The organism is Paeniglutamicibacter cryotolerans (assembly GCF_014190875.1).
GTDB classification, from domain to species: Bacteria; Actinomycetota; Actinomycetes; order Actinomycetales; family Micrococcaceae; genus Paeniglutamicibacter; species Paeniglutamicibacter cryotolerans.
Genome location: NZ_JACHVS010000001.1, coordinates 161953 through 184957 on the forward strand (window position 1 = coordinate 161953; position 23005 = coordinate 184957).

Consider the following 23005-nt stretch of genomic DNA (forward strand, 5'->3'; position numbering starts at 1 on the left):
GGCGGGCACCACAGGGGCTAGTCTGGAGGAAAGTCCGCTCAAGCACACCATTCCGAAAGCAGGCAGATCGAACATGGCCTCACCTCGCGACGCAGTCATTATTGCCGGAGCCCGCACCCCGTTCGGGCGGCTCAAAGGCCAGCTGGCCCCGCTTACCGCAGTCCAGCTCGGAGCCGCAGCCATCCGCGGCGCCCTCGAACGTTCGGGGGTGCCGGCCGAGGACGTCCAGGCTGTCATCATGGGCCATGTGGTGCAGGCCGGCTGCGGACAGAACCCTGCTCGCCAGTCAGCCATCGCCGCAGGGATCGGCTGGGACGTCCCGGCCTCCACCACCAACAAGGTCTGCCTGTCCGGTCTTGCCGCGATCACCGACGCCGCCCGGCTCATCCGTCTGGGCGAGGCCGATGTCGTCGTGGCTGGCGGCCAGGAATCCATGACCAACTCCCCGCACCTGCTGCCCGGCAGCCGCCAGGGCTGGACCTATGGAAACATCACGGCCTTGGATTCGGTAGCCCACGACGGACTCACGGACGCCTTTGACGGCAATTCCATGGGTGTGAGCACCGAAGCGAAGAACACCGTACTGGGTCTGGGCCGCACCGAGCAGGACACCATCGCCGCAGGTTCTCACCAGCGCGCCGCAGCAGCTGCCGACGCCGGGATCTTCGAGCAGGAAATCGTTCCGGTGGCTATTGCACAACGCAAGGGCGAGCCGTTGCTGCTCAGCACCGACGAGGGAATCCGACCTGATACCACCGTCGAGTCTCTGGCGGCGTTGCGTCCGGCCTTCGCCACGGACGGCACCATCACTGCGGGCAATTCATCGCCGCTTTCCGACGGGGCCGCAGCCCTCATCCTCACCTCGCGCGAATACGCCGAGGCGAACAACCTCGTGGTACTTGCCGCCATCGGTGCACCGGGACAGGTGGCGGGACCGGATAATTCGCTGCACTCTCAGCCCTCGCACGCGATCACGGTGGCGTTGGCCAGCGCTGGGTGGAACACCGGGGATCTGGACTTCATCGAAATCAACGAGGCCTTCGGAGCAGTGGCCTGCCAGTCGCTCAAGGACCTGGACTACCCCTGGGAAAAGGCGAACATCCACGGCGGTGCCATCGCACTGGGGCACCCGATCGGCGCTTCTGGGGCGCGTCTGGCCCTGCATGCGGCGCTCGAACTCAAGCGTCGCGGTTCCGGCCGCGCTGCCGTGAGCCTGTGCGGCGGCGGCGGGCAGGGCGAGGCCCTGCTGCTGATTCGCGAACCCTAGCCCCATGACCGGGCCGGGCTTGGAGCGCTTCGTCCGTGAAGCGGCGGCCCGCGGCATCACGGTCGAAGTCGTGGGCCCGGCCTGCGGCCTCTTCGCTGCCGGAGGCTGGGCCGGATCTTGGGCTTAAAGCCCTCGGATATCGTCAAGTCATTGGTGATCAGGCACAAGGACGGGTCCTTCTTCTTCGCACTGATCCCCGGCGACCGGCAGGTCTCCTGGCCCAAGCTGCGCGCGTTGCTCGGCGTATGCCGCCTGCCTCTGCCCAGCGACGAATTGGCACTCGAGGCCCCAGGTTATGACCGCGGCACCATCACTCCCCTGGGCTCAAGCACGCCGTGGCCCGGCTATGCCGACGCCTCGGTGCAAGGGCAGCTGGTCACCATCGGCGCCGGCGCCCACGGATGCTCGGCCTTCATGGATGCCGATGAATTAGTCGCCGGGCTCGGTGCGGTGAGCGCAGACACCCGTGATCAGGCCTGAGTCGTCAGCTTCGTTCCCGGTGCAATCGCTCCGAGGTTCCACCGAGGAATCCCGTCAACGACACGGTGATCCTGCGCAGGCCCGCAGCCGTCGCCTTGGATAGCTTCCGGCCCCAGCGGAGCTCAACGAACCGATAGACCAGGTAGGCAGCGGTCAAAACCACGCCGAGCACGATTAGCAACACGGCATACGGATCCAGTATCGGGCTCAGCTGCTTGATCAGCCACCATCCCCAGACCTCGTGCAGCAAGTAGACCGGGTAGGTCAGCGCACCGGCCAGCGCGAGGCCTGGGAGTGACACATGGCCCAACCGAGTCAGGGAGATCAGTGCGATGGCGGCAAAGAGTGCCACTACGATCATCCAATAGACCCAGGCGGGCACCGCGTACCCGACCAGTTCGGCGGCGTCCCGGCTCGCGCCGGCCCCCGTCTGGTAAGCGGCAAAGACGACGTTGAATCCGAGCACTAGCCATCGTGCCGGGGTGTGCCCGAAGCGGTAGATCAGAAAGAGGACCATCCCACCGGCGAAGAGCGGGGCGTACTCGGGGACCAGCATCTGCTCACGCCAATTGGCGTGGATCCCGCTCGTCGCGATGACGGCCAGTGGCCACAGCATGGTGAAGGCCAGTAACCGTAAGGGTGTCATACAGCGCAGGAGCATCAGCGCGGCGATCCAGACGTAGAAGCGCAACTCGGCCCACAACGTCCAATAGACCCCGTCCATATGTGGAATGCCAAAACCCTGCTGGAGCATCGTAAGGTTCACCATCCAGTCCACGATGGTCCGGCCCTCCCCCATCGCGGGCCAAATAAACAGGACGAGGATTCCGGAAACTATCACCGCAACCCAGTATGCGGGAAAGAGCCTGCCGATGCGGCTGCCCACGAATGCCGGGATGTCCTTGCCGTATGAGGAGAGCAGGATGACGAATCCACTGATGATGAAGAACAGCTGTACGCCCATGTTCCCGAACATGGTCACGCGAGAAAGATCAGGCCAGGCCTCCTTTGCCTGAGTCCCGTTCCAGAATTCGTGGTGCCAGGCGGTGTAGTGGTACAGCACCACCAGCATCGCTGCCACGAAGCGAAGTCCATCCAACAATGACAGCCTAGGTCCTGGAGCGGGGGCAGCTGCCTCCCGAGGCTGAGTGGATGGCGCTTCTCGCCCTTGGGCCGGATAACCCATTTTGCTGACCTCATTCATCACAGGTTCATTCATAACGAATCGTTACACTAGCATCGCCAAATGGGCGCGCCCCGGGAAACCACGGGCCGGTCCCTCGCTCGTGTCGTCCCGGCGGGGAAATGCGCAAAGCAAGGGCAGTTCACCGCACGGCGGTTAAAAGGGAAGGACCCCCGCCGATCTTGCGATCAACGGGGGCCCTTCGCGCAAAGCGCGGTTACTACTTGACGGTAACCGTGGCGCCGGCGGCCTCGAGGGCCTCCTTGGCCTTCTCGGCAGCTTCCTTGGTTGCACCTTCGAGGACGGCCTTGGGAGCCGAATCAACGACCTCCTTGGCTTCCTTCAGGCCCAGGGAAGTCAGCGCGCGAACTTCCTTGATCACTGCGATCTTCTTTTCGCCAGCCGACTCGAGGACTACGTCGAATTCGGTCTGCTCTTCGGCTTCGGCTGCGCCACCGGCGGCCGGGCCTGCAACTGCAACAGCAGCGGCGGTGACTTCGAAGGTCTCTTCGAAGGTCTTTACGAACTCGGAGAGCTCGATGATGGTCATTTCCTTGAATGCTTCAAGCAATTCTTCGGTGCTGAGCTTCGCCATGATGAAGGCGTCCTTTCCAGGGGGCGGCATTTACATGCCACGAAAAAATAGGGAGTTTGAAAAAGCCTTAGGCTTCTTCGGTGGTGGCTTCGGCAGCGGGTGCTTCCTCGGCCTCAGCAGCGGGAGCATCGGCCTCGGCCGGGGCAGCGCCACTATTTTCTTCGAGCTTGATGCGCAGTGCGTCGATGCTGCGGATCGCGGCGGAAGCCGGAGCCTGCAATACACCAGCAACACGGGCCAGCTGGAATTCACGAGACTCGAGCGCAGCCAGAGCGGCCACACCTGCAGCGTCAAGGGACTTGCCCTCGAAGAAGCCGGTCTTGATGATGAGTTCCTTGTTGGCCTTTGCGAAATCCGTGAGGCTCTTTGCAGCAGCAATAGCATCGCCCTTGATGAAGGCGATTGCCGTCGGGCCGGCAAGCTGGCCATCGAACGCGTCGATGCCGGCTTCCTTTGCTGCGATGCCAGTCAAGGTGTTCTTGACGACCGCGTACTTGGTTTCGAGACCAAGTGAACGGCGCAATTCCTTGAGCTGTGCAACGGTAAGCCCACGGTATTCGGTCAGGACAGCGGCGGTCGACTCCTTGAAGTCGGCGGTGATTTCTTCAACTGCGGAAACCTTAGTCGGCGTTGCCATAACACTCCTTCCGGGGTATAGATCTGATGCCGGTCGTACCCGGAACCCCGGTCAGGATCGAGCCTGACATAAAAAACGCCCCATGCAGATGCACGGGGCTGAAACTCGAACCAGTCAAACTGATGAGCTACAAACTTCGTTCACCTGCGCAGGTCGTCCCTAGGGGAACTTTCGAGGAATTCTCCGTGCAAGCACGAATCTTCCCAACCGACGGTCTTTGGTAGATTTCAGCGTAACAGTGCCGGACGGCCCACGCCAAATCGAGTGGCCCCGACCGTTCGGAATCATGAAACTTAAATGGCTGAGGCCGGCTGCAGTCGCTCAACTTGGGGGATAGAGCGGAAGCACCCGGCCTCACATGCAACGGTATGGCTTGGGGGTACAGACCGTTGCACAGTTGACTCTTGGTGGCTTTGGGGGTCCAACCAAAAATCAGTGGCGCCGAAGCACCTCGTTGACTTCAATGAGTCAACCATTTAAGACTAGCAGGGTTAAACAGATCCGCACAGATGAAAAGTTTGTTACAGTAATGTCAATTCGTTGGTCTTTTTCCGTTCCAAGCCTCCCGAGACCTCGGCAATTCAACGCGTCGTCCCAGCTCAGGTACGGAAGGTGAGAATGGCCGCCATTTTGACACATTTCCGTTGAATGCTCGTCCACTACCACGAAGCAATAAACATCACACGGTGTACTAATGAGGTTCCCTGGGATTTATCGGGGATAAAACGCCTCGTCCGGGACCCCTTACCGACCATTTCGGCAAGCCAAGCCCGCTGTCCGGATCTGATGAATTCCACTATCCTTTTTGCGTCCCGGTGGATCGATCGATTGTCGGTATTCACAGCATCGATCGGATCCTTCAATCCAAGCTCCTCGAGATATCCCGCCCAGCACCTCAAGCCACGCACGGCAGGGGATTCTCTTCGCCCGCCACACCGCGGGTGCTGCCATCGCTGAGAGGGACGCCATCGAATATCTCGGTGGGTTGATTCCCTACCGCCCGGATCAGCATCCAGTCCCCCGGTATCGAGACGGGTTTTCGCGGCAGCGTAACAGAGCCTGGATTCGGACCGGCGAGCTGCTGCAGGGGTCGACTGCTCTCGTTTCCCGTCCGGCGCGACATGCTCCCTCATCATCCGGGGTGAGAAGGGCAACGACGGTCTCCTGCCGGCTGGACAACCGGTGCGGGGTTGATGCGTACGACGCAGCGGCAACTGAACATCCAAAGGGGTTGGAAACGCAATCCGGCATCCGGATGGTTCCGGAATCCTCGCATCCCCGGCATCCCTACTGTGCGCTTCTACTTGATCTGGTCCCTGGATCCGTTGGCCACAGCAGCCTCACGTCCAGCGCAGTGCTGCCGTGTCGGCAATGCTGACACCGCCGGCACGGGAATTGCCCACGCATTCCGGCCCGGACACAGCCGGAAGGTCCGCGGCCGAGTCGCCTCGGGCAAGAACCTCGCACTTCTTCACTGTGTCAAGGTCAAGGGCATCACCGAATCGCGGCTCAGCCTTCCGTGGAGGAGGAAATTACGGTGCTCGATGATGCGGTTGTCCGCGCTGGCTCCCCCGGCTGCGGGCAAAGCACTTGTTAATCAAAAATTCCCCCGCGGCTGAGCCACGGGGGAATTCCTGCCAAAGGTGAAGGACTAGCCTTCGACGAGCACCTTGGTGACGTTCGGGTCAACCGGGATGCCCGGGCCGAACGTGGTGGCCACGGTGGCCTTGGTGATGTAGCGGCCCTTGGAGGAGGACGGCTTCAAACGAAGCACCTCCTCCAGTGCTGCTGCGTAGTTCTCGGCCAGCTTTGCGGCGTCGAAGGAAACCTTGCCAATGATGAAGTGCAGGTTCGAGTGCTTGTCGACGCGGAAGTCGATCTTGCCACCCTTGATGTCGTTGACTGCCTTGGCGACATCCATGGTCACCGTGCCGGTCTTCGGGTTCGGCATCAGGTTACGCGGGCCCAGGACCTTGCCCAAGCGGCCAACCTTGCCCATGAGGTCCGGGGTCGCAACCGCGGCGTCGAAGTCGGTCCAGCCGCCAGCGATCTTGGCGATCAGGTCGTCCGAGCCAACGAAGTCGGCGCCGGCTGCGATTGCTGCCTCTGCCTTTTCGCCGTTTGCGAACACCAGGACGCGGGCAACCTTGCCGGTGCCGTGCGGAAGGTTCACGGTGCCGCGAACCATCTGGTCGGCCTTGCGGGGGTCGACGCCGAGGCGGAAGGCAACCTCAACGGTCGAGTCCATCTTCGAGGCCGTATTCTCCTTGGCCAGGGCGATTGCCTCGACCGGGCTGTAGAGGTTGTCGGCATCGATCTTAGCCGCGGCGGCTACGTATGCTTTGCTGCGCTTTGCCATCTGCTTTTTCTCCTTTTGCAGTCGTGGTCATTCATGGGTCGCGCGCGACCCTGCCACTGCGACGCGGTGCCCCGGGTGCCGGGGTTCCGTCGTCGTAATCTATGTTGGTGGTGCTCCCCGAGGGGTGCGGTCGAGGGCTGTTAGCCCTCTACGGTGATGCCCATGGAACGGGCGGTGCCGGCGATGATCAGGGCAGCAGCCTTGATGTCGTTGGCGTTGAGGTCTTCCATCTTCGTGGTGGCGATCTCCTCAACCTGTGCCTGGGTCAGCTTCGCAACCTTGACGGTGTGCGGGGTAGCGGAACCCTTGGCAACGCCTGCAGCCTTTTTGATCAGCTCGGCTGCCGGCGGGGTCTTCGTGATGAAGGTGAAGGAACGGTCTTCGTAGACCGTGATCTCCACGGGGATCACGTTGCCGCGCTGGGCTTCCGTTGCGGCGTTGTAGGCCTTGCAGAATTCCATGATGTTGACACCGTGCTGGCCAAGCGCGGGACCGATCGGCGGTGCCGGGTTGGCGGCGCCTGCCTTGATCTGCAGCTTGATAAGGCCGGTGACCTTCTTCTTGGGAGCCATTTTCAGGTCCTTACTACTCATATGAATTCCCCGCAGCACAGGAGCGTGTCCGGGGGTTTGGCCGCCGTGGCGCGGCGGCCGGATCGTTCCCTGCCGGTAAAGCATCCGGCCGGAACGAAGATTTTGGGGTGTTAGACGATCTTGGTGACCTGTGCGAAGGACAGGGTCACCGGGGTTTCGCGTTCGAAGATCGATACCAAGACGACCAGCTGCGAGGAATCCAGCTTGATCTCGGAGATCGTAGCCGGAAGGGTCTCGAACGGTCCGTCGTTGACGATGACTGCTTCGCCGACCTCGAAGTCGACGTTGACCTCGGTGATCGGGGCGCGGCCCGGCTTACCGGACTCGGAAGGATCTTCGGTGACGATGGTGTGCTTGAGCATCGAGAAGACCTCGTCAAGGGACAGCGGCACCGGATCATGTGCGTTGCCAACGAAGCCGGTGACACCCGGGGTGTGGCGCACTGCGCCCCACGAGGCATCGGTCAGTTCCATGCGGACCAGGACGTAGCCGGGGATGCGTACGCGGCGAACGATCTTACGCGTGGTGTTCTTGATTTCCACGACCTCTTCCATGGGGACCTGGATTTCGTAGATGAAATCCTCCATGGACAGGGTCTGGATGCGGGTCTCCATATTGAGCTTGACCCGGTTTTCGTAACCCGCGTAGGAGTGGATGACGTACCAGTCGCCGGGCTGGCGGCGAAGCTGCGTACGGAATTCCTCAACCGGGTCAACTTCCGGAGCCTGCTCGGCTTCTTCGGAATCGTCGACATCCTCGGAAACGGCGGGAGCCTGCTCGGCGTCCTCGGAAACGACGGAATCGGCCGATACCTCTTCGGTATCGACCTCTGCTGCCTGCTCAACGACTTCGTCGATGGCTTGCGGTTCGAGTTCCTGTTCGGACACTGGGGTTCCTGCTTTCTTTTACTGGATCACCAGACGAAATGGTGTGCTTCGTTCCGGCTTACTGCTCGGGAGGATTGGTGAAGACCAGGATCGATCCGTTACTGAAGAGGAAGTCCAAGCCGGTAACGATCAGCATCATCAGAGCGACGAAACCCAGGACCACCAGCGTGTAGTTCACCAACTCGCTTCGGGTGGGGGTCACCACCTTTTTAAGCTCGGAGATCATCTGACGGAAGAACAGGACCAGACCGGCAAAGATGCCTGCCTTGACGGGCTTCTTGCCGTGCGGGCCGTCCTGCGAACTTGCCGCAGCCGTTTCGGTCACCGGTTCCTCATTTCGCGTTAGCCAGATGAAACAGCCACGGTGCGCTGCAGCCATTGACCACAACACACCGTGACGTGAATTTGCGTGCGCTTCCTCCCGGCAAAGCCGGGTTTCAGCTACTGCGCAGGGCAGACAGGACTCGAACCTGCAACCTGCGGTTTTGGAGACCGCTGCGCTACCAATTGCGCCACTACCCTTCGGACCGAAATCCGCGTGATGTTCCCCACCGAAAGTGCTCCGGCTTGATACATCGCGGTGTTTTTCAACACCGAGGATCAAGTCTACGCAAAGACGGGGCCCAATGTCGAACCGAGTTCATCCGCGGAAAAAAATCCTTGTGTTCCAGGGGATTTTCCAAAGACGATTCAGCTCCTGAGCGGGGCACCCCTGTCCGGGCCAGTCGTTGTTGTTTTCCGTACCGCAGGAATCCGAAAAAATGCGCAGCACCGCATCAAATGCGGATGCCGACCACTTGAAGCCATAGCGGGCACCCGGCGCCACCCAGGACGCGTCCGTTTCATCACGGAGGCCGGGCAGGCCGGCCAGGTCCTTCGAAGAAGGTACGGTGCGCGGCAGTCCACCCGACGAGACCCGGTTGCCCGGCTCCGTCATCGCCGGGTCATCAAACCGTTCGCAGGGCAGTGGCTTCCAGCCGAGGGCCACCCCCCACACTGATCTCGGTGGAGGGATGGACCGGCACCCCGGCGAGGGAATTGAGCACCAGGCAGCTGCATGCAGGCCTGGCGTGGAGTCCGGCGTGACTGTTGCCGTTGAGCATTGTTCCCCCGCCTGTGGGCAGCTCCTTGGGCACAGGCGGCCTGCCCCGACCGGACCGTCGCGGTAGTCTGGGGGTCATGACTTCCCCCGCTTCGCCGCTCCATTTCCCCGCCCGCATCGGCACCCTGATCCTCACCGTTTTCGCCGCGGGAGCCGTTCCCGGTGCAGTGCTCGAACTCATGGCGGGACCAGACGTGGACGGGCGCAACGGATTGAGGGCCGCGGTGGTTGCCCTGCCGATGCTGATCAGCCTGGCCGCATGGTTCGTGCTGCGCCGGCAGAAGGAGGTCCGCGGGGTCATGGTCCTGCAGGTGCTGCTTGCCGCCGTGCTGGGACTGGCAACGGCCGGTTCGGCGGCACCGTTGAGCTGGTATCTGGGCGCCGGATTGGTGCTCTGGGCGATGCGCCTGGGCCGTAACGAACTGATGTGGGTCGGCACCGTGCTGCTGGTGCTGTGCGCGGGCGTGCAGTTCGGCATGCTGCCCGCCGCCGGTTTCGGCTACGTCCTGGCTGGAGTGTTGGCGCCGCTGATCCTTACCGGGGCCGCAGCCTACTCATGGTGGCGGTTGCGCACCGGCGGGGACATCGTGCGGGAGGCCAGCGCGGCCGATGAGCTGCACCGCAGCCGCTACGGCACGCTACCGGGCCAGTAGCCCCCCTTCAGCCTGGCCGGAGGGCGCCGCGGGCCCTCCGGACACGTTACATTCGTGCCCGTTCTTCGCCCCGGGGCGACACCACCACTAAAGTGGGTGGTGAACTTCATCTCCCCTTCCAGGAAGCGACGACATGTCACGCATCTCCCGACGCATCGGGTCCATCGCAGAGTCCGCCACCCTCGCCGTAGACGCCAAGGCGAAAGCGCTGAAGGCCGCCGGCCGCCCGGTCATCGGGTTCGGCGCCGGGGAGCCCGACTTCCCGACCCCCGACTACATCGTCGAAGCCGCGGTCGAGGCGGCGCGCAACCCGCGCTTCCACCGTTATTCCCCCGCCGCCGGACTGCCCGAGCTGCGTGCCGCGATCGCCGAGAAGACCATGCGCGATTCGGGCTACGGCATCGAAGCGAACCAGGTGCTGGTCACCAACGGCGGCAAGCAGGCCGTCTACAACACCTTCGCCACGCTGCTGGACCCGGGGGATGAGGTCCTCCTGCCGGCACCGTACTGGACCACCTATCCGGAGGCCATCCGGCTGGCCGGCGGCGTGCCGGTCGAGGTCTTCGCCGGCCCCGAACAGGGCTACAAGGTCACCATCGAGCAGCTCGAGGCGGCACTGACCGAGCGCACCAAGGTGCTTTTGTTCGTTTCCCCGTCCAACCCGACCGGCGCCGTGTACTCCCCGGAGATGGTCGCGCAGATCGGCCGCTGGGCTGCGTCGAAGGACCTCTGGGTCGTCACCGATGAGATCTACGAACACCTGACCTACGATGCGGCATCGTTCACCTCGATCGCCACGGCGGCCCCGGAACTGGGCGACAAGGTCATCATCCTCAACGGCGTCGCCAAGACCTACGCGATGACCGGCTGGCGCGTGGGATGGATGGCCGGACCGGCTGACGTGATCAAGGCGGCGACCAACCTGCAGTCCCACGCCACCTCGAACGTCGCCAACGTCTCGCAGATGGCGGCGCTGGCAGCCGTCTCCGGCTCGCTCGATGCCGTCGCGCGGATGCGCACCGCGTTCGACCGCCGCCGCAAGGCCATGGTCACCGCCCTGAACTCTATCGACGGCGTGGACTGCCCGACACCGGAGGGTGCGTTCTACGCCTATGCCGACGTGCGCGGCATGTTCGGGCGCGAGATCCGCGGCATCGTCCCGGCGACCTCCGCCGAGCTGGCCGCGCTGATCCTCGAGCAGGCCGAGGTGGCGGTGGTTCCGGGCGAGGCGTTCGGCCCCTCGGGCTACATCCGCCTGTCCTACGCGCTGGGCGACGATGACCTGGCCGAGGGCGTGGCACGCATCCAGTCGCTGCTCGGCGAGGCCCAGTAGCCCCACCATGACGACGGACCGGCCGGGTTCCCGCACTGCGGGGACGCCGGCCGGTCCGGTTTAACCGGTGACAGGATTACAGGATGCGCCGGTCCACCGCCCAGCGGGTGAGTTCATGGCGATTGGAGAGCTGGAGCTTGCGCAGCACCGAGGACACGTGGGTTTCCACCGTCTTGACCGAGATGAACAGGTCCTTGGCGACCTCCTTGTAGCTGTAGCCGCGGGCTATCAGCCGCATCACCTCCAGCTCGCGAGCCGAGAGCAGGTCAAGGTCCCCGTCGGCACTGACCGCGGCCTGGGTGCCGAACGCGTCGAGCACGAAACCGGCAAGCCGCGGGGAAAACACCGCGTCCCCGCCGGCCACCCGGGCGACGGCATCGGAAATCTGCGCACCCGAGATGCTCTTGGTCACATAGCCGCGGGCGCCGGCACGGATCACCGTGACCACGTCCTCCGCCGCGTCAGAGACGCTCAAGGCGAGGAAACGGGTCTCCGCGAACAGATCGGTGCACCCGGCGAGCACCTCGGCCCCGCCGCCGCCGCGTCCGCCGGGCAGGTGCACGTCCAGCAGTACCACGTCGGGACGGTGCAGGTGAATCCGTTCGATGGCCTCCTCGACCGAGGCCCCCTCCCCCACCACGGTGATCCGCGCGTCGAGGTCGGCCTTCAGCCCGGACCGGAAGATGCCGTGGTCATCGATGATGACCACGCGCAACGGCTCATTCATGTTCTTCTCCCTGGATGTGCTTCATGGACAGGCGCACCTCGGTGCCGTCCTCTGAACTGCCGATGGACGCCGAGCCGCCATTGCGGTCCATGCGCCCGATGATCGATTCGCGGACGCCGAGCCGGTCCTGCGCCACGGCCCCGACGTCGAAGCCGGGACCGTGGTCCCGGACGAACACCTCGACGCCGTCGCCGCGCGCCTCCACGTAGACCGAGACCGACCCGCCGGCGTGCTTGGCCGCATTGACCATTGCCTCGCGGGCGGCCTGCAGCAGCGCGTCGTGCCCGGCCAGGCCGGAAAGCTGCCCGACGGTGACCACGTCGATGTGCGCCCCGTGGCTTTCCTCCACCAGCGCCGCCTCGCCTCGGATGGCCTCGGCGATGTCGCCCTCGGCGGCCGGGGCCTCACGGTAGAGCCATTGGCGCAGTTCGCGTTCCTGGGCCCGGGCCAGCAGCATCACCCGGGCCGGGTCCCCTGCCCGGCGTTGGATCAACGCGAGCGTCTGCAGCACCGAATCGTGCAGGTGGGCCGCTATCTCCGCACGTTCGTCGGCGCGGATCCGCGAGGCACGTTCGACCTTGTAACCACGCCAGAAGCGCAACGCCCAGGGCAGCAGCACCAGTGCCACGCCGCCGAGCAGCACCGCGCCGACCAGCAGCCCGGAGAGCAGCGCCGACCAGGCGACGGTGCCCGAGAGCAGCAGGACCAGGCCCAGCACCACCAGTGCGACGCCGGCCACCAGCCGGGCCAGGCCGGCGGCACGGTTGGCCCCGGCGCTGCGGATCAGCCCCTCGCGTCCGCCGGAGTCAAGCTGCATCCACGTGATGACAGCGCCGGCGACGATGATCAGCACCGGCCAGATCACGCCCCAGTTGATCTGAAGGCCCAGCAGCTGGGCGGCGACCAGGCCGGCGACCAGCAGCAGGCCGGCACCGGCGAGGATCTCCCGGTTGGCGCCGCCGCTTCCCGCGCGCTGCGATTCCACCACCCGGTTCAGCGATTCAGCAAGGGAGGTGCGGCCCGGGCCGGCCCGCAGTTCCGCCTCGCGGGCGGCATCGTCCAGCGTGGGCATGAAGATCCAGAGCCAGCCGTAGAGCACTATCCCGGCACCCCCGGCGAACACCGCTGCGACCATCAGCAGGCGCACGGCTCGCGGCGAGAGGCCCAGGTGCGCGGCGAGTCCGGCGCAGACGCCGGCCAGGATGCGCGGCTCCGCGCGAACCAAGGCGGGGCGGGTCTGGGCTGTTGTCATGCTTCCATCCAAGCACGGTTCGGGGTCGGGAACCGGGGTTTCGGGGGTAATCCCGGTGCGGTTTCAGGGTTCACTCAGGGCCGACCCCCATGGCGGGGGCCGAAGTTCCGCGGAAGGATGGAAGCATGAACGAAGCACCTGTTGAAAACGGATTTTTCCGCTGGGTCAGGACCCTGGGGGTCAACCGCAGCGAACACGGCTGGATCGGCGGCGTCGCCTCCGGCATCGGCGCCCGGTTCGGCATCGACCCGGTCCTGGCCCGCGGCATCATGGTGGTCCTCGCCCTGTTCGGCGGGTTCGGCATAGCCGCCTATGGATTGGCGTGGGCCCTGCTGCCGGGGCACGACGGCCGCATCCACCTGCAGGAGGCGGCCCGCGGCCGTTGGGCCAGCGGGATGACCGGTGCGCTGATCTTCTTCATCGTGGGCAGCGTCGGCGAGCCCTGGGGTGTGGGCTGGTGGGGCTGGGACGGCGGCTGGGGCTGGATCTGGCCGGTCGGCGCCGTGGCCTTGGTGCTGTGGCTGGTTTTGTCCCGTGAATCACCGGGAGCCGACGCCGACGGATCCACCCGCACCTCCCGGTTCAAGGCGGCCTTCGGTCAGCAGGGGCCGCGGGGCGGCTACTCCACTGCGGCGCAATCCACCCACGCCGCATCCACCACGGGAACCATCCCGCCGCTACCCGAGGACGCCACCGACATGAACAACACTTCTCCCACCGATCCGGCCTCCGGCACCGAGCCGGGACCGGTCAGCCTGCACAAGCCACCGGCCGATTCCGCTGGATTCGGCTCCGGATTCGACAGCGGCTTCGATGCCGGATTCGACTCCGGCTACCAGCCGCCTGCCTATGTTCCGGCTCCGGCCGAACCCCGGGCTCCGCGGATCCCGCGGGCACACCCGCTTCCCGGATACCAGGGCGCCATCGTGCTCGGCATCGCGGCCCTGGCAGCAGGCCTGATCCTGGCCCTGGAGAACATGAACGTCATCAGCCTGGGCGCCAGCCCGGTGGCGGTCGCCCTGGCCGCGGCGTTGCTGGTGATCGGCATCGGCGTCATCGCCGCCGCGGTGCGCCGGCACACCGGCGGCGTGCTGATCGGCCTGGGCATCCCGGTACTGGTGCTCTCGCTGGTCTTCGGCGGGACTGCGCTGGGTTCCGCCAGCCGCACCGCCTGGATCGGCGGAATCACCGACCAGACCGGCAACGCCTACACCTATGTGTTCCACTCCGGGCAGCTTGACCTGACCGGGTATTCCACCATCACCCAAAACACCACGCTCACCGTCGACAACGTCTTTTCCTCGGTGGACATCGCCGTACCGGGCAACATACCGGTAGTGGTGGAATCCACCGGCGTCTTCAGCAGCCTCGAGCTGCGCACTGCCGACGGCGTCACCGGGACGAGCACCAGCTCCGGGCAGCTGAACCCCGGAGCCACCGGACCGACTCTGACCATCAAACTCGACGGAGCGTTCACCAGCGCCACCGTCACCTCCCAGAAAGCAACGGTGACACCATGAGCGAGCCATCCACCGCCGAATCCCCCGCCCTCCCCGAGGAACCCGTCCGGTTCCCCGTCGGGACGCTGGTGTTCGGACTCGTCCTGGTCCTGGTCGGGGCGCTGCTGCTGGTGTCGCTGCTGACCGGGTTCACCTTCAACCCCGGCATGCTCGCCATCTGCGTGCTGGTAGCCGCCGGCCTGGTGCTGGTCATCGGCGGCATCGCCGCCAGCCGCCGGCACCGCTGAGCCTCCCACCCCTTTCCCACGGCACCTCCCACCTGAAAGACTCAATCCCATGGATAACATCTACTCGGCCCTCCGTTCGATCCCGCTGCGCCGCGGCCCCAAGCGCATGCTCGCCGGCGTGGCCGGCGGCATCGCCGAGAAGTTCGGTTGGGATGTCAATCTCGTCCGCATCGGGATGCTGCTCTCGTTCCTGCTGCCGGTGATCGGCATCGGCCTGTACCTGGTGTTGTGGCTGGTGCTGCCCTACCAGGACGACTCGATAGTGCTCGAGCGGATGCTCACCCGGAAGTAGCCGCCTGGGGGATCCCGAACCGCTCCAACGGTCCCAGACCCCCTCGCGCGTCCCCGACATCGCCGTCATCCGGGTGTGGCCTTCGTTCCGTCCTGTGTCGGCGGTGCCTGTCCGGCGGCGTCATCGACTGATTTGCCTGGTGCTGACCGTCAGTTCGGCCAGGATGTCCAGGTCGACGTCGATGCCCAGGCCCGGTCCCTCCGTGAGCTGGACTTCGGGCAGCAGGTATTGGAGGTTTCCGGGTTCCTTCGTGAACTTCACGGGTCCCGAGAGCTCCGTGGAAACGATGTTGGGATGGCTGACGGCGAGATGGAATCCCGCGGCGGAAGCGATGCTGGTTTCCAGCATCGATCCGATCTGCACCTTTAAGCCACCGAGTTCGGCCTGGGTGGCCAGGCGGTGGCACGGGGTGATCCCGCCGCTTTTCATGAGTTTGAGGTTGACCATGTCCACTGAGCGGTCGCTGACGAAGCGGGCCAGGTCGTCGGCGTCGATTACCGATTCATCGGCCATGAGGCGGGTAGTGGTGTCTTGGCGCAAAAGCCGAAAACCATCGATGTCCCCGGCCCTGAGCGGCTGTTCCACCCAGTCGATCCGGTAGGGTTCCAAGGCGCGGATCATGTCCCGTGCCGTCGCCGGGTCGGACCATCCTTGGTTGGCGTCCACCCGGATGTCCAGGTCGTTGTTGATCGCCGCCCTGACCGCGCGCACCCGTTCGATGTCCAGGCCGTCGTTGCCGCCGAGCTTCATCTTAAGCTGACGATACCCTTGGCTCCGCGCCTGGACGGCTTGTTCCGCCAGGACTCCGGGCGCAAGGATGCTCATCACCTTGGCGATGGTGGGGGCTTGAGGCCGGCGTCCACCCAGCAGGGCATAGACCGGTCGCCCGGCCGCCTTGCCGGCAAGGTCCCAGCAGGCTATGTCGACGGCGGCCTTCGCTGCTCCGCAGCCCCTAAGCGTGCGGTCTAGCTGCTGGTGTATTGCCGTGATGTCTCGCGGGTCCATTCCCAGGATCGCGGGGATGAGTTCGGTTTCCAGCGCCAGGGCCACCCCGGCGGGCGTCTCGCCGGTGATGTGGGCATCCGGGACGCTTTCGCCGTAACCGATCGCCCCATCGTCGGTCTCCAGGGTGAGGATGACGCTGGGCATCGAATCGTAGGTGGCGTATGAAACCACGAATGGTTCCAGCAGGGGAACGTCGATGAGCGTGATGATGACGCGGGAGATCTTCATGGAGTGGCTCGCTATTCATGGGTGGGGCAAGGCGGTCTGGGCAACGGATCCGTGCCGTGGGCACGGAGGCTCACATGACGCTTTCGAGGAAGGCGATGGTCCGTGGGTTCTTCGGGTGGTCCAGCACCTCGGCGGGGGTACCGGATTCGACCACTACGCCGCCGTCCATGAAGACCACGCTGTCCGCGGCGCTGCGGGCGAAGCCGATCTCGTGGGTCACTACGATCATGGTCATGCCCTCGGCGGCCAGCGTGCGCATGACGTCGAGAACGTCGCCCACCAGTTCCGGGTCCAGCGCGCTCGTGGGCTCGTCGAACAGCAGGAGCTGGGGATCCATGGCCAGGGCCCGGGCGATGGCGACCCGTTGCTGTTGGCCGCCGGAAAGTTGCGCCGGATAGGCTTTGGCCAGGGGCGCCAGGCCCACCCGGTCCAGCAGTTCCATCCCCCGCCGGAGGGCTTGTTGCTTGGGGATCTTCTTGACGCCCGAGGGAGCGGCCCAGATGTTCTCCAGGGCCGTCATGTGCGGGAAAAGGTTGAAGCGCTGGAAGACCATGCCGATGCCGCTGCGCTGCTTCGCCACTTCGCGGGGATTCATTTCGAAGATCCTGCCGTGGCGTTGCGCGTAGCCGATCAGCTCGCCACCTACCGAGATCCTGCCTCCGTCAATCCGTTCGAGGTGGTTGATGCAGCGCAGGAAGGTGGATTTGCCGGAACCGGAGGGGCCCAACAGGCACATGACTTCGCCGACATTCACGGTCAGGGAAATCCCCTTCAACACCTCCAGTCCGCCATAGTGTTTCCGGACGTTGGTGGCGACGACGAGCGGGGCGGTTGCCGCAGGGACATCACGGCGGCCGGTCGGGGCTGGTGCCTCGATCATGGCTGGGTTCCTTTCGGTACTGGGTGGCCCGGGGTCCTACGCCATGCCGCACTGATCCTGCCCAGCGGGGTGGGGGCCAGCTGACGGGAGTTGCCCTTGCCGTAGTGGCGTTCCAGGTAGTACTGGGGAATGGCGAGGATGGATGTGAGGAAGAGGTACCAGCAGCTGACCACGACCAGCAGCTCCACCTGGCGCAGGTTCTGGGAAGAGATCTGGGTGGCCACGGTGTACAACTCGAGCACCGCGATCACGGAGAGCAGCGAGGTGTTCTTCAGCATCGAGATGGTCTCGTTGCCCATCGGCGGGATGATGACCCGCATGGCTTGCGGAAGCACCACCCTGAAGAGGGTGAAGGTCGGGGACATGCCCAGCGACGACGCTGCTTCGTGCTGGCCGGTGTCGACCGAGAGCATGCCGCCGCGGATGATCTCGGCAGAGTATGCGGCCTGGTTCAGTGTCATGGCCAGGAGCCCGGCGGTGAAGGCCGGCACCAGGGTATTGGTGTCGATGGAAAACGCCGTGAGCTCGGTCAAGGGAATGCCGAGGGAAATCTGCGCATACAGTAGCCCGAGGTAGCCCCAGAAGACGATTTGGATCAGCAACGGGGTGCCCCGGAAAACCCAGACATAGAACCAGGCGAACGCGTTCATCACGGGGTTCTTCGATAGCCGCATGATCGCCAGCAGGACACCGAGGATGGTGGATACCACCATCGCTACCACGGTCAGGATCAGGGTGAGGCCCACTCCGTTGAGGATCCGCGGGTTGAAGACGAAGCTGCTGATCGTTGCGTGGTCGATGTTGGGGTTCTCCCACAACGAGGATGCCAGCGCCGCGAAACCAAGTGCCAGCAGGCCCGCCCCGACCCAGCGCCAAGGATGCCTGAGCGGGACGGCGACGACGTCGTCCGGGGCTGCCCCGTCGATGGACCGCTCATCGGCCGTCGCGGAGCCTTCCCCCGGGGGGATGGTCGCGGTTCCCTGTTTCATGGTTTGGCTGCTCCCACGTTCAGGCCGGCTTCCTTCACGGCGTAGGCCGAGAGGTCGTACTTGGCCAGGATGGTTTCGTAGTTGCCGTCGTCAATGATCGACTGGAGGGCCGCCTGCAGGGCCTTGGAAAGTTCAGCATCCTTTTTCAGCACGCCGATTCCGGTATGGACCGGGTTGTACCCGGCCGGGTAGGCCGGGTCGTTGACCAGGTCGAAGATTTTGCCGTCCCCGGCAGTCTGCGCGGCGTAAGCCGCCGCTGCCGAGTCCACCACGTCCGCATCGGCCTTCCCGGAGCGGACCGCGGTCTGCACGTCGGTCTCCAGGGGGAGCTCCGACACGCGGATCGGACTGGAACCCCTCCCGATGCATTGCTGGTCGTAGCCGTGCAGGATCTCTGCCTGGACGGTGGCCTTCTGCACCGCGACGTCCTTGTCGCAGAGGTCCAGTACCGTGGTGATGTTCTTTGGATTTCCCGCGGGGACGAGGATGGAGAATCCTGCATGGAAGTAGTCCACGAAATCCAGGGTCTTCTGGCGTTCGGCCGTGTCGTTCATCCCCGACATGATGATGTCGTTCTTGCCCGATTGCAGCGACGGGATGATGCTGTCGAAGGCCTGGGTCTGCAGCTCGAGCCTCACCCCGAGCTTCGCGCCCATGGCTTGGGCCAGATCGTAATCCAGGCCGGTGAGCTGCTGGTTCTCATCAAACATCTCCATGGGTGGATAGGGGATGTCGGAGGCGACCTTGATGACGCCGGAGCTCCGGTAGCTTTCGGGCAGTAGCGCGGCCGCGGCCGGGTCGACATCGGCGGCCGAAGGCGCCTCGACGTTGGTTGCTGTCGTCGCTCCCGCCGAGCAGGCCGTCAGGCCCACTCCGAGGCTCAGTCCTGCCAGGGCAAACATCATTCGGGCTCTTGCCCCACGATGGTCGGTACTCATATGGTGCTCCTTCGGGGTGGGTTAAGACGGATCGGTCAGGCTCAGGCGGTACCAGCCACTGCGGGTGACGCCGGTGGCCAGGTAGCCGGAGGCAAGCGAGGATTCCAGGATCCCGCGCAGGTGGCTACGCCATTGGCCGGCTTGCCCGGGGTCAGTGGCCCGCATCAGGACGATGTCTTCGGGGGCACGGCACCAGAGGCCGCCGTCGGCTTGGAAAAGGCCGGGCTGCTGATCCGGACCGTATTCCAACACCTTGACGCGGGTTCGGGGGTCGAATTCCACCTCCCCGGGGAGTCCGCGGCTGGCTTGGACGCTGCGTTCGGAGACCAGCGGCCAGTGCGCAACGAGCCGGTCGCTCTCGTCGTTGGCGTTGATGTCGTCCAACATTGCGCCGTAAAAGTCTCGGGCGTATTCCGAAGCCACGGCACCGAGCTTGGTCAGGTTGAATCGGGCGTTCCGGCTCACCAGCGGATCAAATGTCCACGTCATGGACTCGATGCCCCGGGCCAGGGACCAGGCCCGTTGGTGCTGTTTCAGGGCGAATCCGACGCCCCTGTCACCGGTCCCGGGCAGGACGCCGGCGATCAGCGAATAGGTGGCCGTCCCACCGGGCGTAACGATCCCCACGGCGGCCCCGCAGAGACGTCCGGCCCGATCATAGGCGGCCGACACATTGCACCCGGCATGCGAAATGCTGCGTAGCAGGTCATAGGGAACCGGCGCCCCGTGGGGTGACATGCCCCAGATCGAGATGAGGAGTCCTTCGACGTCCCGGAGCCGTTCACGGTCGTGTTCATCCACCACGAGGACGCCTGCTTTGGCTGCGGCGGCGGTCGCCGCCTCGGCGGCCTGGCTGGCGAGGGGGCCCGCATCGAGAGTCATTGACATGTGTCTACTCTCGGGGGGATGCCCTCCTCTTGGCTTCGGCGCAGAGCACCAGCCTAAAGCCAATGCATTGTGTCTGGGCACAAGCCGCATTAGCATTGTTCCTCATGGCCACCGAGTCCGGATCACCCGGCAACATCACCTTGCCGGCGCTACTTCGCGTTTTGGCGAGTCCCGCCGTCACGCTGCGCTCCCATGCGATTCCCCCAGCGCTGTCGCTGACCAGTCCCGCGCTGCACGACCCGCATGCACCAATGGAGGCAATCCCCGGGGCCATTCTCCTCGGGCTTGGACTCCACCCGGCCGAACCCCTCACCACCTCCATCGTGCGCGAGGCCGCGGCGGCGGGTTTTGCCGCGCTGGTCATCAAGCAATATGCCCAGGAGCTGGGGCACGTCATCGCCGCAGCCGACCGGTCGGGCATCGCACTGCTGGTGGTCGACGACGACATCGGGTGGCGCCAGCTCGATACGCTCCTGGACTCGGCGCTCAAGGCCTCGGCGGAAGCCGGAAGCACGCTGTCCACGCTGGGCGTGGGCGACCTCTTCGCCTTGGCCAATGCCATAGCGGCCATGGTGGGTGGTGCCACGGCCATCGAGAATCTGCAGGAACAAGTGCTGGCCTATTCAACCCTCGCCCACCAGCCCATCGATGAGGACAGGCGCCAGGGAATCCTGGGTCGCCAGGTTCCGTATCTTCCGGAGAACGCCGGACAGTACGCTGCCGTATTCCGCTCCCGCGGGGTGGTCCGGATCGAAGGGGTCGGTTCGGCGTTGGACCGGCTGGCCATTGCCGTCCGGGCCGGCAGAGAGCCCCTCGGGTCGATTTGGGTGGTGGACCAAGACGGTGACCTGGATGCCGGCGCCGAGCAGGCCTTGGAACGGGCCGCCGAGCTGGCCGCCCTGCACATGCTGCGGGCCCGAAGCGCCTACGACCTGGCCCGCCAACAGCGCGCCGAGTTCCTGCGCAACCTCATGGAAGGCGGGGAGGACGCCACGCTGATCGCAGAGCAGCTGGGGCTTCGGAACTCCGGCCCGTTCATGGTCATCGCCGTCCAACCGGACATGGGACAGGCGACGGAGATGACGCTGGGCCGGCTCGTGGACCTCGTCGCGACCGAATGCGAGGTCCACCGTCGGGGGGCGCAGTGCGTACTGATGGGCACCACCATCTATGCGCTATTCTCCGAGGTGGATCCCTCATCGTTCAGGCCCATTGAATCCCTGGCCCGGCGAATCACCGAGCGATCTCGAGTATCCCTGGCCGTTGAGCTGCGCATTGCCGCCGGGCCCGCGGCCGCCAGCGCATCGGAGATCGCCCGGGCCAGGCACCAGGCCGATCTGGTCCTGCTCATGCTCGGTTCCAACCCTGCCACCGGCACCTATGCGAGCGCGAGCGAGGTCCGCAGCAAGCTTGCCCTCCTGGACCTGGCCGCGCATGTGCGCACGACGCCGAACCTGATGTCGGCCGCCGCGGAAAGCATCACCGCATGCGATGCCCGGACCGGTTCCGAATATGCGAAAACGCTGCGGACCTACCTTGACTGTTCCCGCGATTCCGCCCGGACCGCAGCCGAGTTGTCCCTCCACCAAAACACCTTGCGGTACCGCCTCAAACGGGTCGGTGACTTGTTTGACGTCGACCTAGACCAGCCAGAGGACACCCTACTGCTCTGGTTAAGCCTTCACCTGCTTGAACTCAATTAATGACGCGGCAACAACGTCCAGACCCCCCCGGTGGCGCAAGGCCCGGGCCGCGGGCAGTGTGCGAGCCCGGCATCCCCACTGAGCGCATGTCAGGGATGGCCGCGGCGCGACATGGAAGCACCTGGTGTTGGCCGTCACACAGTGCGCTCGGTAGACTGAGGGGCATTGAGCCCAGCGTCGCGCTCCACCGAAGACCGCCGTAGTTGGTGGTGAGAGCGCAAATGAAAGCTGAGTGAACATGCGAATCGGAATCCTGACCAGCGGCGGGGACTGCCCGGGTCTGAACGCGGTGATCCGCGGGGCAGTGCTGAACGGCATCAAGAGCTACGGGCACGAGTTCGTCGGCTTCCTCGATGGCTGGCGCGGCGTGGTCGAAGGCGACGTCATCGAGCTTCCCCGCCATGCGGTGCGCGGCATCTCCAAGCAGGGCGGCACCATCCTGGGCACATCGCGCACCAACCCCTACGAGGGCGACCGGGGCGGTCCGGAGAACATCAAGGAAACGCTGCAGCGTCTGGGCATCGACGCGGTGATAGCGATCGGCGGCGAGGGGACGCTGGCCGGGGCCAAGCGGCTGACCGAGGCCGGATTGGACATCGTGGGCGTGCCCAAGACCATCGACAACGACCTGGACGCCACCGACTACACCTTCGGCTTCGACACGGCGAACCAGATCGCCGTGGAGGCCATCGACCGACTACGCACCACCGGCGAATCACATCACCGCTGCATGGTCGCCGAGGTCATGGGCCGCCACGTCGGCTGGCTTGCGCTGCATGCGGGCATGGCGGCTGGCGCGCACGCGATCCTGATTCCCGAGCAGTCGGTCACCATGGCGCAGATCAACACCTGGGTACGCGAGGCCCACGACCGCGGCCGTGCGCCGCTGGTGGTGGTGGCCGAGGGGTTCGTTCCGGAGGGCGCAGAGGCGCCGCACTCCGAACGCGGACTGGACACCTTCGGGCGCCCTCGCCTAGGCGGCATCGGCGAACGCCTGGCCCCGCTGATCGAGGACGCCACCGGCATCGAGACCCGCGCCACTGTACTCGGGCACATCCAACGTGGCGGCGTTCCGAGCGCCTTCGACCGGGTGCTGGCCACCCGCCTGGGCATGGCGGCGGTGGATTCGGTGCAGGAGGCGGCCTGGGGCACCATGGTCTCGCTGCGCGGCACGAACATCAACCGGGTTCCCTTCCAAGCCGCGCTGAACAACCTCAAGCGCGTGCCGCAGGCCCGATACGACGAGGCGCGCATCCTCTTCGGATAA

General features: G+C 65.0%; 23 protein-coding genes, 1 tRNA gene and 1 pseudogene. 9 read left to right on the plus strand and 16 right to left on the minus strand.

Features of this window, described 5'->3' with window-relative positions:
- Nucleotides 1-73: 73 nt before the first annotated feature.
- Together E9229_RS00805 and E9229_RS00810 are read left to right on the plus strand one after the other, a co-directional pair.
- Nucleotides 74-1267 (plus strand): acetyl-CoA C-acetyltransferase, encoded by a 1194-nt coding sequence (locus E9229_RS00805; RefSeq protein ID WP_183509332.1) that lies wholly within the window; start codon nucleotides 74-76, stop codon nucleotides 1265-1267.
- 4 nt (nucleotides 1268-1271) lie between these two features.
- Nucleotides 1272-1747, plus strand: a pseudogene (locus E9229_RS00810) (aminoacyl-tRNA deacylase).
- Between the two features lie 4 nt (nucleotides 1748-1751).
- Here E9229_RS00810 and E9229_RS00815 read toward each other — a convergent pair.
- From E9229_RS00815 to E9229_RS00855, 9 genes are all read right to left on the minus strand, one after another.
- The gene (locus E9229_RS00815) at nucleotides 1752-2846 is read right to left on the minus strand and encodes an acyltransferase family protein (protein ID WP_183509334.1); all 1095 of its coding nucleotides are present in this window, start codon (nucleotides 2844-2846) and stop codon (nucleotides 1752-1754) included.
- A gap of 304 nt (nucleotides 2847-3150) precedes the next feature.
- Nucleotides 3151-3525 carry a 50S ribosomal protein L7/L12 gene (gene rplL / locus E9229_RS00820; protein WP_183509335.1) on the minus strand — a complete coding sequence of 125 codons (375 nt, stop codon included), beginning with the start codon at nucleotides 3523-3525 and terminating at the stop codon, nucleotides 3151-3153.
- Nucleotides 3526-3592: 67 nt separating this feature from the next.
- Nucleotides 3593-4162 (minus strand): 50S ribosomal protein L10, encoded by a 570-nt coding sequence (gene rplJ / locus E9229_RS00825; RefSeq protein ID WP_183509336.1) that lies wholly within the window; start codon nucleotides 4160-4162, stop codon nucleotides 3593-3595.
- 1651 nt (nucleotides 4163-5813) lie between these two features.
- On the minus strand, nucleotides 5814-6521 hold the full coding sequence (gene rplA, locus E9229_RS00830) for a 50S ribosomal protein L1 (protein ID WP_183509337.1): 708 nt from the start codon (nucleotides 6519-6521) through the stop codon (nucleotides 5814-5816).
- Between the two features lie 140 nt (nucleotides 6522-6661).
- Nucleotides 6662-7093 (minus strand): 50S ribosomal protein L11, encoded by a 432-nt coding sequence (rplK, locus tag E9229_RS00835; protein WP_183509339.1) that lies wholly within the window; start codon nucleotides 7091-7093, stop codon nucleotides 6662-6664.
- 131 nt (nucleotides 7094-7224) lie between these two features.
- The gene (nusG, locus tag E9229_RS00840; protein WP_183509340.1) at nucleotides 7225-8001 is read right to left on the minus strand and encodes a transcription termination/antitermination protein NusG; all 777 of its coding nucleotides are present in this window, start codon (nucleotides 7999-8001) and stop codon (nucleotides 7225-7227) included.
- Between the two features lie 58 nt (nucleotides 8002-8059).
- A complete protein-coding gene (gene secE / locus E9229_RS00845; protein WP_312855564.1) occupies nucleotides 8060-8326 on the minus strand; it encodes a preprotein translocase subunit SecE in 267 nt (88 codons plus the stop codon).
- Nucleotides 8327-8450: 124 nt separating this feature from the next.
- Nucleotides 8451-8523, minus strand: a tRNA-Trp gene (locus tag E9229_RS00850).
- Between the two features lie 118 nt (nucleotides 8524-8641).
- Nucleotides 8642-8938: a hypothetical protein gene (locus E9229_RS00855; protein ID WP_183509342.1), complete on the minus strand. Its 297-nt coding sequence runs from the start codon at nucleotides 8936-8938 to the stop codon at nucleotides 8642-8644.
- Between the two features lie 242 nt (nucleotides 8939-9180).
- Between E9229_RS00855 and E9229_RS00860 the strand changes: the two genes are divergently transcribed.
- Both E9229_RS00860 and E9229_RS00865 read left to right on the plus strand, forming a co-directional pair.
- Complete coding sequence (locus tag E9229_RS00860) at nucleotides 9181-9756, plus strand: hypothetical protein (RefSeq protein WP_183509344.1); 576 nt, start codon at nucleotides 9181-9183, stop codon at nucleotides 9754-9756.
- 133 nt (nucleotides 9757-9889) lie between these two features.
- On the plus strand, nucleotides 9890-11089 hold the full coding sequence (locus E9229_RS00865; protein WP_183509345.1) for a pyridoxal phosphate-dependent aminotransferase: 1200 nt from the start codon (nucleotides 9890-9892) through the stop codon (nucleotides 11087-11089).
- Between the two features lie 76 nt (nucleotides 11090-11165).
- Here the strand turns inward: E9229_RS00865 and E9229_RS00870 are convergent, their stop codons facing one another.
- Nucleotides 11166-11816 carry a LuxR C-terminal-related transcriptional regulator gene (locus E9229_RS00870; protein ID WP_183509347.1) on the minus strand — a complete coding sequence of 217 codons (651 nt, stop codon included), beginning with the start codon at nucleotides 11814-11816 and terminating at the stop codon, nucleotides 11166-11168.
- Nucleotides 11809-13068, minus strand: coding sequence for an ATP-binding protein (locus tag E9229_RS00875; RefSeq protein ID WP_183509348.1), 1260 nt, complete (start codon nucleotides 13066-13068; stop codon nucleotides 11809-11811). The genes E9229_RS00870 and E9229_RS00875 overlap by 8 nt, the downstream gene beginning before the upstream one ends.
- Nucleotides 13069-13193: 125 nt before the next feature.
- Here E9229_RS00875 and E9229_RS00880 point away from each other — a divergent pair, with 125 nt between their 5' ends.
- From E9229_RS00880 to E9229_RS00890, 3 genes are read left to right on the plus strand one after another with little or no spacing between them, the layout of a single operon-like run.
- Nucleotides 13194-14588, plus strand: coding sequence for a PspC domain-containing protein (locus E9229_RS00880; RefSeq protein WP_183509350.1), 1395 nt, complete (start codon nucleotides 13194-13196; stop codon nucleotides 14586-14588).
- The gene (locus tag E9229_RS00885; RefSeq protein WP_183509351.1) at nucleotides 14585-14815 is read left to right on the plus strand and encodes a hypothetical protein; all 231 of its coding nucleotides are present in this window, start codon (nucleotides 14585-14587) and stop codon (nucleotides 14813-14815) included. The genes E9229_RS00880 and E9229_RS00885 overlap by 4 nt, the downstream gene beginning before the upstream one ends.
- Before the next feature lie 49 nt (nucleotides 14816-14864).
- The gene (locus tag E9229_RS00890) at nucleotides 14865-15107 is read left to right on the plus strand and encodes a PspC domain-containing protein (RefSeq protein ID WP_183509352.1); all 243 of its coding nucleotides are present in this window, start codon (nucleotides 14865-14867) and stop codon (nucleotides 15105-15107) included.
- Nucleotides 15108-15227: 120 nt separating this feature from the next.
- Here the strand turns inward: E9229_RS00890 and E9229_RS00895 are convergent, their stop codons facing one another.
- The 5 genes from E9229_RS00895 to E9229_RS00915 all read right to left on the minus strand — a co-directional run bounded on the left by E9229_RS00895 (nucleotide 15228) and on the right by E9229_RS00915 (nucleotide 20029).
- Entirely contained in the window at nucleotides 15228-16340 is a 1113-nt protein-coding gene (locus E9229_RS00895) for a mandelate racemase/muconate lactonizing enzyme family protein (protein WP_183509354.1), read from the minus strand.
- A gap of 70 nt (nucleotides 16341-16410) precedes the next feature.
- Nucleotides 16411-17220 carry an amino acid ABC transporter ATP-binding protein gene (locus tag E9229_RS00900; RefSeq protein WP_183509355.1) on the minus strand — a complete coding sequence of 270 codons (810 nt, stop codon included), beginning with the start codon at nucleotides 17218-17220 and terminating at the stop codon, nucleotides 16411-16413.
- Complete coding sequence (locus E9229_RS00905) at nucleotides 17217-18209, minus strand: amino acid ABC transporter permease (protein ID WP_183509356.1); 993 nt, start codon at nucleotides 18207-18209, stop codon at nucleotides 17217-17219. Before E9229_RS00905 ends, E9229_RS00900 begins: the two co-directional genes overlap by 4 nt.
- Nucleotides 18206-19147, minus strand: a complete 942-nt coding sequence (locus E9229_RS00910; protein WP_246380297.1) for an ABC transporter substrate-binding protein — start codon at nucleotides 19145-19147, stop codon at nucleotides 18206-18208. Before E9229_RS00910 ends, E9229_RS00905 begins: the two co-directional genes overlap by 4 nt.
- Before the next feature lie 21 nt (nucleotides 19148-19168).
- Entirely contained in the window at nucleotides 19169-20029 is an 861-nt protein-coding gene (locus E9229_RS00915; protein ID WP_183509357.1) for a hypothetical protein, read from the minus strand.
- A gap of 110 nt (nucleotides 20030-20139) precedes the next feature.
- Between E9229_RS00915 and E9229_RS00920 the strand changes: the two genes are divergently transcribed.
- Together E9229_RS00920 and E9229_RS00925 are read left to right on the plus strand one after the other, a co-directional pair.
- Nucleotides 20140-21738: a PucR family transcriptional regulator gene (locus tag E9229_RS00920; protein WP_183509358.1), complete on the plus strand. Its 1599-nt coding sequence runs from the start codon at nucleotides 20140-20142 to the stop codon at nucleotides 21736-21738.
- Nucleotides 21739-21976: 238 nt separating this feature from the next.
- Nucleotides 21977-23005, plus strand: a complete 1029-nt coding sequence (locus E9229_RS00925; RefSeq protein WP_183511791.1) for an ATP-dependent 6-phosphofructokinase — start codon at nucleotides 21977-21979, stop codon at nucleotides 23003-23005.